Here is a 14,155-nt window from a genome sequence, read left to right as displayed (position 1 = left end):
CGATCAGAGTACGATGAAACGACTCCAGATCTCGGTCGAGGCCGGGCGACGACGTGTCGATGTCGAGGTCGCCCAGCTCATACCGACTCCGTTGTGTCGGTCCCGGCCGGCACCCTCCTGCCCGATCCCGAGCGTCGACGCCCACGGAGGGGCTCTTCGCTCCCTTCAATGAGGCCAACGACTCGATGGCGGCGAGCACCGAGGCGATCCGCGACCGCAACCATGTCGAGGTCGGCCTGCTCCTGGTCCGGGACGCCGACGCCATCATTGAGAGCTGGTCCGACCGCGCCACGGCCCAGGGGCACGGCCGCCCTGGCGCCCATCGGGCCGAGCTGCGCGACCACCTCCCCGCCTTCCTCCGAGCCCTCGGCGAGGAACTCTCCGCCCCCGACCCCGTCCAGCCCGACGACCCCCGCCGCCGAGCCTCTGAACACGGCCGCTTCCGCTGGCAGGCCGGCTGGGAGCTGGGGGAGGTCGTCGCCGACTACCAGTTGCTCCGCGTCGTCGTCCTGGAACACCTCCGCGACGCCTTCGGCCGCGACCCCAGCCTTGAGGAGATCGTGGCCCTGGGCGTCCACTTCGACGACGCCGTCTCGGCCGCCGTCTCCGCCTTCGTCGCCGACCAGGCCGAGCAGCTCGGCCTGGCGCACCGCAGGCTCAACGAGTTCCTCGGCGTCCTTGGTCACGAGCTGCGCAACCCGCTCGGCACGATCGCCGTCGCCCTGCAACTGGCCCGCATGACCCGCCCGGACGACGAAGACCTGGCCGACGCCATCGAGGTCATCGGCCGAGGCGTCGACACCATGACCCGGCTGATGGACGACATGCTCGACGTCGCCCGGATCACCCGAGGAGACCTGGAGATCCGGCCCCGTCGCGTTTTGCTCTCCGAGGCGATCGCCTCGGCGGTCGAGGCCACTCGACCGATCGTCGCCGAGCGCCGGCACTCGCTCACTGTCTCCCCTCCCCCCGCCGACCTCGCCATCGAGGCCGATCCGACTCGGCTGCAGCAGGTCATCGTCAATCTCGTCACCAACGCCGCCAAGTACACCCCGACCGGCGGCAGGATCGACCTCTCGGCCGGCCGAGAGGGGGACTCCGCCGTGATCCAGGTGCGGGACAACGGCGCCGGCATCGACCCCGAGTTCCTCCCCCACCTCTTCGATCTCTTCGCCCAGGCCCCTGGCAATCGCGCCCAGGGGCTGGGGATCGGCCTGGCGCTAGTCCGAATCCTGGTCGAACGTCACGGAGGCACGATCACCGCCCAGAGCGACGGCCCCGGCGCCGGCAGCACGTTCACCGTCCGCCTCCCCCTGGCCGACTCTCCGGCCCTTCCCGTTCCGGACGCTTCCTCGCCGGCCATCACCTGCTCCCCTCGCCGAATCCTCGTCGTTGACGACCAGCCCGACGCCGCCCGCCTGCTCGCCTCTCTGCTGGAGCAGCGAGGCCACGAGGTCCGCGTCGCCTTCGATGGCGCCTCCGCGCTCGCCGAGGCCGCCTCCCATCCCCCCGACCTTGTCCTGCTGGACCTGGACCTCCCCGACATCGACGGCGCTGAAGTCGCTTCTCTCCTCCGCCCTCGGGCCGGAGAAGACGGTGCCCCTCCCCGCGCCGGCCTGCCCCGCATCGTCGCCCTCACCGGATTCTCTCCCGCCCAGCGCCCCGGCTCCCCCCCCTCCTCCTCCTCCGACCCCCGCTTCGACCTGTTCCTTACCAAGCCCCTTTCCGACGACGCCCTCGCCGACGCCCTCGCCCTGTTGTCTCCCCGCCCCCCGTCGTGATCACGAGGGACGCCGGAACGCAACGAATGGTCCCCGCCCTCCATCCCAGGGACTCGGGCGGTCGGCCAGTCGAGCGCCGGTCCCGAGCGCCCCGGCTGGCTGTTCCACGCCGTTCGATGCTTCACCGATGAACGGTCCTGGATCCCGCTTCGCAAGCAAGGAATTGTTGCCACGAACCTTGCGGCGTATCCAAGGCCCAGGCCTTGACAACTCATTGTCCGAATTCGGATCCTTCCCCGATCAATCCCGACGCCGGTTCGATGTTCGCTGGATCGAGTGGCGGACGAACCCGAAGACCGTGCCCCCGGTGAACATGCCGAGCACGGAGACGCCCAGCATCACGAGAAACAGCGGCGCCGCGAGGCGAGCCTCGACGAACGGCAGTTGGACGTCGACCGTCTCCCGGTTGACCAGGGCGAAGGCGACGAAGACGACGAGCAGCAGGATGACGATCGCGAGATCGACGTGGCGCATCGATCCGGCTCCGGATCCGGTTCCAGTGCGAAGGGCCCCGGGACGAGCGCCGGGGACGGGTCCCCGGGTCGGATCGACCCGGGGAGGGGAGAGGCTTAAGGGGAAGGGAGGAGACCGCGGTTGCCGTCGCCGTCTCCGTCGCGGTCGCCGTCGCCGACTCCGTTCGCGTCGGTCGGGACCGGGGCGGCGGGGACCGTCGCCACCGATCCGGAGGCCGGGGAGGGGGACGAGGGACTTCGGCCGGAGGTCAGCATCCGGATGACGACGTAGAAGACCGGGGTCAGCAGGATGCCGAAGGCGGTGACGCCGAGCATCCCGGAGAAGACGGCGGTGCCCAGCGCCCGGCGCATCTCGGCCCCGGCGCCGACGGCCCGGACGAGCGGGACGACGCCGAGGATGAAGGCGAAGGAGGTCATCAGAATCGGCCGAAGGCGAAGCACCGAGGCGGTGATGGCGGCCTCCCGGCGCGGCATGCCGCCGGATTCCTTCTCCCGGGCGAACTCGACGATGAGGATGGCGTTCTTCGAGGCCAGGGCGACGAGCACGACGAGGCCGATCTGCGTGAAGATGTTGTTATCCATCCCTGCGAGAGAGACGCCGGCGATCGCGCAGAGCAGGCACATCGGCACGATGAGGATGATCGCCAGCGGCAGGCTCCAGCTCTCGTACTGGAAGGCGAGCACGAGGAAGACGCAGAGCACGCAGAAGGGGAAGACGAACAGGGCGGTGTCTCCCTCCATCTTCTGCAGGAGGGTCAGCTCGGTCCAGGACGAGCCCATGCCCTGGGGCAGCTCCCGGTCGGAGAGCTGCTCGAGGAGGAAGACCGCCTGGCCGGAGCTGGCTCCGGGGGCGGGAGCGCCGTTGAGGGCGGCGGCGGGGAACATGTTGTAGCGTTCGACGATCGTGGGGGCGCCGATCTCCTGGACGGAGGCCAGGGCCCCGAGGGGGACCATCTTGCCGTCGGCGCCTCGGGTCTTGAGGCGGGCGATCTGCTCCGGGCGGAGGCGGTAGGGGGCATCGGCCTGGACGTTGACCTGCCAGTTGCGGCCGAATCTCGTGAACTGGTTCACATAGAGGGAGCCAAGCTGGATCTGGAGCGTCTCGAAGATGTTGTTGAGCGGGACGCCCATGGAGCGGGCCATGTCGCGGTCAATGTCGATGAAGTACTGGGGGACGTCGGCCCGGTAGCTGGAGAAGAGGCCGGCGAGCATCGGCTGCTCGCTCCCGGCGTCGACGAGTTTGGCGACGGCCCCCTGGAGCGCGTCGGGGCCGAGGTCGCCCCGGTCCTGGATCATCAGCTTGAAGCCGCCGACGCTGCCGAGGCCGTCGACCGGCGGGGCGCCGAAGACGCTGACGATGGCCTCCTGCTCCTGGGACGACTTCGCGGCGAAGGTGCGCAGGACGGCGTCGGCGGAGAGCTCGGGGCGGCCGGCCCGCTCCTCGAAGGGCTCCAGGACGATGAACATGGAGCCGACGTTGGAGAGATTCGTGCCGTTGAGCGCCGAGTAGCCGACCATGTCGATCGTGTGGGCGACGCCGGGGATCTCTCGGGCGATCTTGGAGAGGCGGCGAACGACGGCCTCGGTGCGGGAGGTCGAGGCGGCGTCGGGGAGCTGGGCGTTGACGACGAGGTAGCCCTTGTCTTGCGCCGGGATGAAGCCGGTCGGCACGGCCCGGAAGCCCAGGTAGGTCAGGCCCAGCAGGCCGACGTAGACGACCAGGACGATCGCCGAGACTCGGATCAGGCCGCCGACGAGTTTCCCGTAGAGGTTCGTGGCGGCGTCGAAGACGCGGTTGAAGCCGGCGAAGAAGGCCGAGAGGAGGCGGTCGAGCACGGCGCCGATGGCCCAGCCGGCGGCGCCTCCGGCCAGCGCGATGCCGATCCGAGCGGCGAGGGCCCCTCCCCCGTCGAGGCCTCTGGAGGAGACAAGCGGCGTGCCGGCCGCGGCGTCGGCGAGATAGCCGAAGACGAGGACATAGGCCAGCCTCGGGAGGGCCCAGGACCGGGAGCTTTGGCTGTTGCTGGCGTGGTCGCCGTGGGGCTTGAGCAGGATGGCGCAGAGGGCCGGGCTGAGGGTCAGCGAATTGAAGGCGGAGAGGGCGGTGGAGACGGCGATCGTCAGGGCGAACTGCTGGTAGAAGCGGCCGGAGATGCCGCTGATGAAGGCGACCGGCACGAAGACGGCGAGCATGACGAAGGTGGTGGCGATGATCGGGCCGATCACCTCGGTCATGGCCCGGGAGGTGGCCTCGCGGGGCCTCAGGCCGAGGGCGAGGTTCCGCTCCACGTTCTCGACCACGACGATTGCGTCGTCGACGACGATCCCGATGGCCAGCACCAGGCCGAACAGCGACAGGTTGTTCAGTGAGAATCCGAAGAGCGCCATGAAGATGAACGTGCCGACGAGCGAGACGGGCACGGCGACCATCGGGATGATCGTGGCCCTCCAGTTCTGGAGGAAGATCAGCACGACGAGGAAGACCAGGACGAAGGCCTCGAGGAGCGTGTGGACGACGCTGGCGACCGATTCCTCGATGAACTGGGTGGTGTCGTAGACGATGCGGTACTCCAGGCCCTCGGGGAAGACGGTTTCCTGGAGCTCGGCCATCTTGGCGTGGATGCCCTGGGCGGTCTCGACGGCGTTGGAGCCGGGGAGCTGGAAGACGGCGAGGGTGATGGTGGGCTGGCCGTCGAGGTAGCTGTCGACGTCGTAGCTGCGGGCGCCCAGCTCGATGCGGGCGACGTCCTCGAGGCGGACGACGCGGCCGGCCTCGCCGGTCTTGATGATGATCCGGCCGAACTCCTCGGCCTCCAGTAAGCGGCCCCGGGCGCTGAGGGAGTACTGGAAGCCCACGTCGGCCGGGGAGGGCGGCTGGCCGAGGCGCCCGGCGGCGACCTGGACGTTCTGCTCCCGGATGGCGGCGACGACGTCGGAGGCGGTCAGGTCCAGGGCGGAGAGGCGGTCCGGGTCGAGCCAGACGCGCATGCTATACTCGCGCTCGCCGAGGAAGGTGACGTCGCCGACGCCGGGGAGCCGGGCCAGCTCGTCCTTGACCTGCAGGGCGGCGAAGTTGCTCAGGTAGAGCTGGTCGTACCGGCCGTCGGGGGAGACGAGGTTGACGCAGAGGGTGATCGAGGGGGACTTCTTCTTGGTGGTGACGCCGTTGCGCGTGACCTCCTCGGGGAGCTTCGCCTCGGCGGTGCTGACGCGGTTCTGGGTGAGAACCTGGGCGGTGTCGAGGTCGGTGCCGACCTCGAAGGTGACGTTGAGGGTGTATCGGCCGTCGGACGTGGAGGAGGAGGACATGTAGAGCATGTCCTCGACGCCGTTGACCTCCTTCTCGATCTCGGAGGCGACGGTGTCGGCCACCGTCTCGGCGCCGGCGCCGGGATAGGTGGTGGTGACGGAAACCGTTGGGGGAGTGATCTCGGGATACTGGGCGATGGGCAGCGAGATCAGCGACACGCCGCCGAAGATGACGGTGAGGATGGAGAGGACCGCGGCGGCGATCGGCCGCTTGATGAAGAATCCAGTGAACATAAGAGGCGGCCTCCCTCAGCGGTTGTCGCCGGGGGCGGCCGGCGGGGCGTCGTCGGCGCCGGGCGCCACGGGGGTCGCCGGCTCGGCGGCGGGGTTGGGCTCCGCTCCGGAATCGGGCTCCGCCTCGGAGTCGGGAGCCGGCTCGGGGATCTGGTCCATGCCGGCGGCCTGGGCGGCCCCCTCGGTCTCGGGGAGGTCGAGGACGGGGGCCTCGTCGGCGGCGGAAGTCGCGGCGGCGAGGGCCTCGTCGGCACCGGGGGGCAGCGGCATGGCGACGTCCTGGGGGTCGACGGGGGCCCCGTCTCGCACCCGCTGGATGCCGGAGACGATCACGCGATCGTCCGGGGAGAGGCCGTCGGTGATGACGGCCATGCCGGCGACGATGGGGCCGACCTGCACGAGTCGGCGCTCGGCGCGGTCCTCCGGGCCGAGGACGAAGACGAAGCGGTTCCCCTGGTCGGAGCCGAGGGCGGTTTCGGCGACGAGGACGGAATCCTTCGGATCGGTGATCGGGATGCGGACTCGGGCGAAGAGTCCCGGGGTGAGCAGGCGATCGGCGTTGGGGAAGACCCCCCGGGCGCGGAGGGTGCCGGTGGCGGGGTCGAGGCGGTTGTCGGCGAAGTCGAGCAGGCCGATGTGGGGGTAGCCGGGCTCGTCGGCCAGGCCCATCTCGACGGGGATGCGGGCCTCCCGGATGCGGGTGGTCTCGACCTGCTCGCCGCGACGGTCGGAGGCGGCCTTGCGGTAGCGGAGCAAGGCGCGCTCGTCGACATCGAAGTCGACAAACATCGGGTCGACTGCGACGACGGTGGTGAGCAGGTTGGCCTCGGACTGGCCGACGGTGATCAGGTTGCCGACGTCGATGAGGTGAGCCCCGGCCTGACCGGCGATGGGGGAGCGGACCTGGGTGAAGTCGAGGTCGAGCCGGGCGCGGTCGAGCTCGGCCTCCGCGGCCTTGGCCTCGGCGACGGCGACGTCGTAGGAGGCGGCGGCCCGGTCGAAGTCCTGGCGGCTGCCAGCGTCGCGCTGGGCGAGGGCTCGGTAGCGCTCGCGCTCCACGGCGGCGAGCCGGGCTCGGGCTCGGGCCTGCTCGAGCTTGGCTTCGGCCAGGGCGACGGCGTCCTCGTACTCTCGGGGGTCGATGACGAAGAGGACCTGGCCGGCTGCGACGAGATCCCCCGCGGCGAAGCGGATCTCCTTCAAGTAGCCCTGGACCCGGGCTCGGATGTCGACCGTGGCGACGGATCGGGTGCGCCCGGTGTAGGCGTCGTAGGCGACGACGGGCCGGACCAGCGGGCGGCTCACCGAGACCGTGGGGGGCGTGCTGGGCACGACGGAGGGCTCGGCGCTCTCGCAGCCGGCCAGGGCGGCACACAGCAACGCGGGACCGGCAAGGGCCGGCGATCGTCGGAGGGGGGGGGCGTTCCGGATCATCGTGGCGGCGCGCTGCGGGTCCCGGGTCGGTGGATTGAGCACATCTGGACGCATCAAGGTTGGGGATGCGAGCGACGGACGGGGCGATGCGGCACCCATCCTAGACCGGCGGATCCCCGGCGTCGAGGGTACGACGGGACGCGAGGGTGCGAGTCGGCCCGGGTTGGGGAGGCCGACCGACCCCTCGCACGGGTTCCGAGACGACCATACGACACGAGCCGGCGCGCCGCGAACCGCCCCGTGCCCTCCCGGGCGAGGAGGAGCGGGAGGCCCCCCCTGCCCGATCCGGAGGAAGGCGTCACTCGGGGAGGGTGACGCCCAGCTGATCGACGAGGAAGGCCATCTCATCGGCGGCCTCCTCGATGATCTTGGCGGTGGGCTTGCCGGCGCCGTGGCCGGCTCGGGTTTCGATGCGGATGAGGATGGGGTTGTCGCAGCCCTGGGCGGCCTGAAGAGCGGCGGCGAACTTGAAGCTGTGGGCGGGGTAGACGCGGTCGTCGTGGTCGGCGGTGACGATCAGGGTCGGCGGATAGCAGGTGCCGTCCTTGACGTTGTGGTAGGGGGAGTAGGCGTAGAGGGCGGGGAACTCCTCCGGGACCTCGGCCGAGCCGTAGTCGTCGGTCCAGGCCCAGCCGATGGTGAAGGTGTGGAAGCGGAGCATGTCGAGCACGCCGACGCCGGGCAGGCAGGCGCCGAAGAGGTCGGGACGCTGGGTCATGCAGGCGCCGACGAGCAGTCCGCCGTTGGATCTCCCCTGGATGGCGAGCTTGGGGGTGGAGGTCCTCCCCTCGGCGATCAGGTACTCGGCGGCGGCGATGAAGTCGTCGAAGACGTTCTGCTTCCGCTGCTTGGTGCCGGCCTGGTGCCAGGCCTCGCCGTACTCGCCTCCTCCTCGGAGGTTGGGCACCGCGTAGACGCCTCCCAGCTCCATCCAGACCAGCCGGGAGACGCTGAAGCCGGGCGTCAGCGGGATGTTGAAGCCGCCGTAGCCGTAGAGCAGGGTCGGCGTGTCGGGCCCGAAGGTCGTCCCCTTCTTGTAGGAGATGAACATGGGGACGCGCGTGCCGTCCTTGCTTGTGTAGAAGACCTGCTCGGTGGTGTAGTCGTCGGGATTGAACCCGACCCGGGGCCGCTTGTAGACGGTGCTCTCGCCGGAGGCGAGGTCGTAGCGGTAGATGGTTGTCGGCCGGGTGAAGGAGGAGAAGGCGTAGAAGGTTTCCGAGCTCGCTCGGTCGCCGTCGAAGCCGGTGGCGGTGCCGATCTCGGGGAACTCCACCTCGCGCTCGAAGGTGCCGTCCAGGCGGAAGACCTTCACCTGGGAGCGGGCGTCCTTGAGGTACTGGGCGAAGAGCGTGTCGCCGATCCGGTTGGCGCCGAGGAGGGTTTCCTCGGCCTCGGGGATGATCGTCTCCCAGTGCTCGGGCTCGGGGTGGTCGACGTGGATGGCGATGACCTTGCCGAGGGGGGCGTCCTTGTCGGTGCGGAAGAACAGGCGAGGGCCGTCGTTGTCGATGAAGGTGTAGTCGGCGTCGAAGTCGCCGACGAGGTGTTTCGGCTCGGCCCCCTCGTCGGCCAGCGGGCGATACAGGATGCGGTATTTGTCGTCCGTGCCTCGGCCGATGGTGAGGAGCAGGTAGGCGCCGTCGTCGGTGACGGTGGCATCGGCGCGCCAGTCCTTGTGCTCGGGGTCCTCCCAGACGAGCCGGTCCTGATCCTGGGGGGTGCCGATCTTGTGGAAGAAGACCTTCTCGAAGTAGTTGGCGGCCTTCAGGTCGTCTCCTGGCTCGGGCTCGGGGAAGCGGCCGTAGAAGAAGCCGTCGCCGTCGGGGGTCCACTCGGCGCCGGAGAACTTGGACCAGCGGACGACATCGTCGAGGTCGCGGCCGGTTTCCACGTCTCGGACCTTCCAGGTCATCCAGTCGGAGCCGGCGTCCGAGACGGCGTAGGCGATGCGTCGGCCGTCCTTGGTGGGGGAGAGGCCGGCGAGGGCGACGGTGCCATCGGCGCTGAAGGTGTTCGGGTCGATCAGGACCCGGCCGTCGTCGGCGAGGGATTCGGTCGTGTAGTAGACGTTCTGGTTCTGAAGCCCGCTGTTATACGAGTAGAAGTAGCGGCCCCCTTCCTCGAAGGGGATGCCGAACTTTTCGTAGTCCCAGAGTTGGGTCAAGCGGTCCTGCAGTCGCTTCCGGGCGGGCACCTCCGCGATGTAGGACGCGAAGAGGGCCACCTGGGCCTCGACCCAGGTCCGGGTCTCTTCCGAGTCGATGTCCTCCATCCAGCGGTAGGGATCGGCGACGGGGGTGCCGTGGTAGGTGTCGACGACGTCGCCGCGACGGGCCTCGGGGTACCTGAGGGGGGCGTCGGCGTCGTCCTGGGGGGAGGGCGAGGGCATCAGGGAGATCGCTCCGGCGAGGAGGCTCGGGAACAGGCCTGTCGTCATGGTCGGCCGACTCCAGGGGATGTCGAGGGTTCGGGCCGCGATCGGGCAGACGAGGCCAGTGTACGGGGAGGATCGAGCGGTCGCCAAGCCGGGGAAACTCGCTCCGGGCCGGGGGGACGGATCGCGGAGCGGCCGGCGTCGGGGGGCTGGAGCGTTCGGGCCTGTCCTCCTCGAGGCGGGTTCGACTGCCGAATCGGCAGTCTCCCCGCCGGGACGACACGGGATCGGCAGCCGAGGGGTGGGCGGCCCTCAGAGGTTGTTGGCGTAGGTTGTTTCTGTGTTTGGACTTGTGGGAAAATGCCGTGATGGGCACGCGGCTTGCCTCTGCCGCTGCTCGACGATCGGGGCGTGCCCCGTCCAAGGGGGACGAGCGGCAGGCGGCCCCGTCGGATCACAGGCGAGAGCGACGCCCGGGGGCCCGATCCGGATCGGATCCGGTTGTCGGGGGCCGTCGGGCGAGGAGAGCAGGTCGCGATGAACATCCAGCCGCTGGGCAACCGCGTGGTGGTCGAACGGGAGGAGGCTTCGCAGACGACCGCTGGCGGGATCGTGCTGCCGGACACCGCCAAGGACAAGCCGCAGAAGGGGAAGGTCGTGGCTGTGGGCGACGGCACCACCACCAAGGACGGCACCAAGAGGCCGCTGACGGTGAAGGTTGGCGACACGGTCATCTTCACCAGCTACGCGGGCGACGAGTTCAAGCTCAACGGCGACAAGAAGGTCCTGCTGATGCGCGAGGACGACATCCTCGCGGTTGTCGAGGGCTGAGCAGGGCCGGGCAGGATGGCGGATGGCGGCCGGCGGACGCCGGATGCCTGACGCCGGGCTCCGCGGGGTGGGTCCGCCAGGCGAGACCCACCGAACCGGGCCCGCACTCCGCGCATGACTCAATCGCTTCGTATCGACGGACGGACAGGCCACCCCACGAATCGAACCGAACCGAGCCAGGAGAAGAGTGTCCATGGCCGCGAAGATGATCGCCTTCGATCAGGACGCCCGCACCGCGATGCAGCGCGGCGTCAGCAAGCTCGCCCGAGCCGTCAAGGTGACGCTCGGGCCCAAGGGCCGCAACGTCATCATCCAGAAGTCCTTCGGCTCGCCCACGGTCACCAAGGACGGCGTGACCGTCGCCAAGGAGATCGAGCTGGAGGACAAGTACGAGGACATGGGCGCGAAGATGGTCAAGGAGGTCGCCTCCAAGACCAACGACGTCGCCGGCGACGGCACCACCACCGCCACGATCCTCGCCGAGGCGATCTACAACGAGGGCCTGCGGGCCGTTGTCGCCGGCGTCAACCCGATGCTGATGAAGCGCGGGATGGACAAGGCGGTCGAGGACATCGTCGCCGAGCTGAAGCGCATGAGCACCAAGGTCTCCACCACCAAGGAGACCGAGCAGGTGGCGACCGTCGCCTCGAACTTCGACCGCGAGGTCGGCCGGATGATCGCCGAGGCCACCGAGAAGGTGGGCAAGGACGGCGTGATCACGGTCGAGGAGGGCAAGAGCCTCAAGACCGAGGTCGAGTGGGTCGAGGGGATGCAGTTCGACCGCGGCTATCTCTCGCCGTACTTCGTCACCAACCCCCAGGCGATGGAGGCGGTGCTCGAGGACGCCTACGTCCTGATCCACGAGAAGAAGATCAGCTCGGTCAAGGACCTGGTCCCCGTCCTGGAGAAGGTCGCGCAGACGGGCAAGCCGCTGCTGATCATCGCCGAGGACGTCGAGGGCGAGGCGCTGGCCACCCTGGTGATCAACAAGCTCCGCGGCACCTTCCGCTGCGCCGCGGTGAAGGCCCCCGGCTACGGCGACCGCCGCAAGGCCATGCTCGAGGACATCGCCACCCTGACCGGCGGCAAGCCGATCTTCGAGGCGCTGGGCATCGAGCTGGAGAACGTCGGCCTGAATGACCTGGGCCGCGTGAAGAAAGTGATCGTCGACAAGGACAACACCACCCTGATCGAGGGCGCCGGCACCACCGAGGCGATCCAGGGCCGGATCGAGGCCATCCGCCGAGAGATCAAGGAGACCAAGAGCGACTACGACCGCGAGAAGCTGGAGGAGCGCTTGGCGAAGCTCTCCGGCGGTGTGGCGAAGATCAACGTCGGCGCCGCGACCGAGTCGGAGATGAAGGAGAAGAAGGCCCGCGTCGAGGACGCCCTGCACGCCACCCGCGCGGCCCTGGAGGAGGGCATCCTCCCCGGCGGCGGCGTCGCCCTGCTGCGGGCCTCGCGCTCGGTCAAGCCCGGCGACCTGTCGCACGACGAGAAGACCGGCTACGACATTATCGTCCGGGCCTGCGCCGCGCCGATCGCCCAGATCGCCGAGAACGCCGGCCAGGACGGCGGTGTGGTCTGCTCGAAGGTCCTCGACCTCAAGGGGAACGAGGGCTATGACGCCCTGAATGACGAGTACACCGACCTGGTCAAGGCCGGCATCATCGACCCGACCAAGGTCACCCGCTCGGCCCTGCAGAACGCCGCCAGCGTCGCCACCCTGCTGCTGACCTCCGACGCCTTGATCGCCGACCTCCCCAAGGAGGAGAAGGGCGCCCCGGCCGGCGGCGGCATGGACGACGACATGTATTGATCGATCCGCCGGATCGCCACCTGGGGGCGATGTGAGTCCCCAAGACCGGCAACCTTCGATCCGGCCGGCGGGAAGGAAACCGCCGGCCGGCTTGTTTGTTTACCCGGTGGCTTATCGATGTCGGATTCGCAGCGCGACCCCCTGTCAGCGGCTCTTGTCGGCTTGCTCCGCCGATGGGCCGCCGATCCCGAGGTCCGCCTCGCGATGCGGGCGTTGGCCGAGATGCTCTTGGCCGCGGCCGAACTCCCCACGGCCGGGGACGACTCCGGTCGCTCCGAGGTCAACCAGGACGAGGCATCCCTCGCCGAGGACCCGCCTGGGCCGGTCGATTCTCTCACCGAGGAGGCTCTGTCCGATTCCGGATCAGGCTTCGTGGGGTCTTTTCCCGAACCGATCGAGCCGCTCTCCCGCTCTTCAGAAGCGGTGCCGACGGTCTCGCCCGAGCCCCTCCCGCCCCTGACTCTGGGACAAGCAAGCCCGAGCCGTTCCGAGTCCGACGGACCTCGAGCCGCTTCGCCGGCTGAGGACCGTGAGCAGGAGGACTCGGAGGATGTTCGCCTGGTCGCGCGACGCTGCCGGCTGAAGGCCGAGGGCCTGCGCTGGCTTCCCGAACGCCATCGTCGCCACCGGGACGGAGACGATCCCGAGGAGATCGCCGCCGGAGATCAGGAGCTCATCCAGCGGGCCAAGGCGATGCCTCGGTGTTACCTTTGGGCCAACCACCTTCTGGCCGATCCCCTGGGACGGCAGCCCGAATTGGTCGAGAAGCTCGCCTCCGCGTTCGACGTTGCCGCCGACGCCGCCGAGCTGCTCCATCAGCTCGAAGATGGGAACGACCCGGATGACGGCCTCCGCTCCGAGATCCTTCATGCCGCCGCCGAGACGCAGTCGGCCCTTCGCGTGCTGGTCAAGCGGGCCGGAGCTCAACCCGATTCCGACCAGAACGCCCTTTTCTGGCACATTCGACGGCACGCCGAGCGGCACTCCATCTTCATTGAGAACTACCTGCGGAAAGATCAACTGGCCGACCCGAACAACCTCCCGGTTCTCTCCGAATCGCTGGCGGCGCTGTCCGACCGACTGCAGGAGGATCGTCGTCGCGCCAAGGAGCGTCGCCGAAGGCAGAACAAACTCCGGTATCTCTCGGGAAAGATCAACGATGGTGATGAGGATTTGGAGAACTGGAGGGCCTTGGTTGCGACGATCAACGAGATGGTGGACTCCGGAGTTCCTCCCAGTGCGGTCGCCATTCGAGACGCTTTGGTCCCGGTTCGCGACCTGATGCCGGATCTGGGAGCCCTGCCCCGAGGCTTCGAGCTGGCCCTGAGAGAGGTCGATCAGTACCTCGACCACCAGGCCGAGTCCGAGTCGCATCGTGAGCCGGAGGAGCCGACGTACTGGAACATCGCGGTCGCCAAGGTCGCCGATCGGCTCCGGGGTCGGTCCATCGTCTTTTTCTCGAACGTCGAGAACCCTCACGCCAAAACCGCGCTGATTGACGCCTTTGAGTTGGCGGACATCGACTGGGTCCTTACCCGCAAGCATCAGTCGATCGCCTCCTTCGAGGCGCACGTCTCCCGCCCGGACGTCGCGTTGGTCGTCCTCCCCATTCGCTGGAGTAGTCACTCGTTCGAGGGGGTCAAACACTTCTGCGAGCGGTATGGCAAGCCCTATCTTCGGCTCAAGGCCGGGTACAACCCCAACCAGGTCGCCGTCCAGATTCTCGATCAATGTAGTGAGCGGCTGGGAATCGACCGGGGCCAGGAACCCGGTCTCGGGCCGCATGATCGCTCCTCGGAGATCGTGCCTCCCTGAGACTCGCCCCTGGGGATTGTTTCAAAACGACCGGCTTGATCCTCTTGATTGCCCCGGGGAACTCCAGGAGGCCAGGCTCCCC

The 14,155-nt window shown here is 68.8% G+C and carries 8 protein-coding genes; 4 read left to right on the top strand and 4 right to left on the bottom strand.

Features of this window, described 5'->3' with window-relative positions; translation table 11 throughout:
• Window positions 1–185 precede the first annotated feature (185 nt).
• On the top strand, window positions 186–1,781 hold the full coding sequence (locus tag TsocGM_RS04145) for an ATP-binding protein (protein WP_126724046.1): 1,596 nt from the start codon (window positions 186–188) through the stop codon (window positions 1,779–1,781).
• Window positions 1,782–2,021: 240 nt separating this feature from the next.
• Here TsocGM_RS04145 and TsocGM_RS04140 read toward each other — a convergent pair whose 3' ends face one another.
• The 4 genes from TsocGM_RS04140 to TsocGM_RS04125 form a co-directional block, all read right to left on the bottom strand.
• On the bottom strand, window positions 2,022–2,255 hold the full coding sequence (locus TsocGM_RS04140; RefSeq protein WP_126724045.1) for a LapA family protein: 234 nt from the start codon (window positions 2,253–2,255) through the stop codon (window positions 2,022–2,024).
• A 95-nt stretch (window positions 2,256–2,350) separates the two neighbouring features.
• A complete protein-coding gene (locus TsocGM_RS04135) occupies window positions 2,351–5,797 on the bottom strand; it encodes an efflux RND transporter permease subunit (RefSeq protein ID WP_126724044.1) in 3,447 nt (1,148 codons plus the stop codon).
• A gap of 15 nt (window positions 5,798–5,812) precedes the next feature.
• Complete coding sequence (locus TsocGM_RS04130; protein WP_158633371.1) at window positions 5,813–7,129, bottom strand: efflux RND transporter periplasmic adaptor subunit; 1,317 nt, start codon at window positions 7,127–7,129, stop codon at window positions 5,813–5,815.
• A gap of 400 nt (window positions 7,130–7,529) precedes the next feature.
• Entirely contained in the window at window positions 7,530–9,623 is a 2,094-nt protein-coding gene (locus TsocGM_RS04125) for a prolyl oligopeptidase family serine peptidase (protein WP_126724094.1), read from the bottom strand.
• Window positions 9,624–10,145: 522 nt separating this feature from the next.
• Here TsocGM_RS04125 and groES point away from each other — a divergent pair.
• From groES to TsocGM_RS04110, 3 genes are all read left to right on the top strand, one after another.
• On the top strand, window positions 10,146–10,439 hold the full coding sequence (gene groES / locus TsocGM_RS04120) for a co-chaperone GroES (RefSeq protein ID WP_126724093.1): 294 nt from the start codon (window positions 10,146–10,148) through the stop codon (window positions 10,437–10,439).
• Window positions 10,440–10,632: 193 nt separating this feature from the next.
• Window positions 10,633–12,258, top strand: a complete 1,626-nt coding sequence (groL, locus tag TsocGM_RS04115; RefSeq protein WP_126724042.1) for a chaperonin GroEL — start codon at window positions 10,633–10,635, stop codon at window positions 12,256–12,258.
• A 117-nt stretch (window positions 12,259–12,375) separates the two neighbouring features.
• The gene (locus TsocGM_RS04110) at window positions 12,376–14,073 is read left to right on the top strand and encodes a hypothetical protein (RefSeq protein WP_126724041.1); all 1,698 of its coding nucleotides are present in this window, start codon (window positions 12,376–12,378) and stop codon (window positions 14,071–14,073) included.
• Window positions 14,074–14,155: the final 82 nt, after the last annotated feature.

The organism is Tautonia sociabilis (assembly GCF_003977685.1).
GTDB classification, from domain to species: domain Bacteria; phylum Planctomycetota; class Planctomycetia; order Isosphaerales; family Isosphaeraceae; genus Tautonia; species Tautonia sociabilis.
This window is presented reverse-complemented; position numbering and strand designations above follow the sequence as displayed.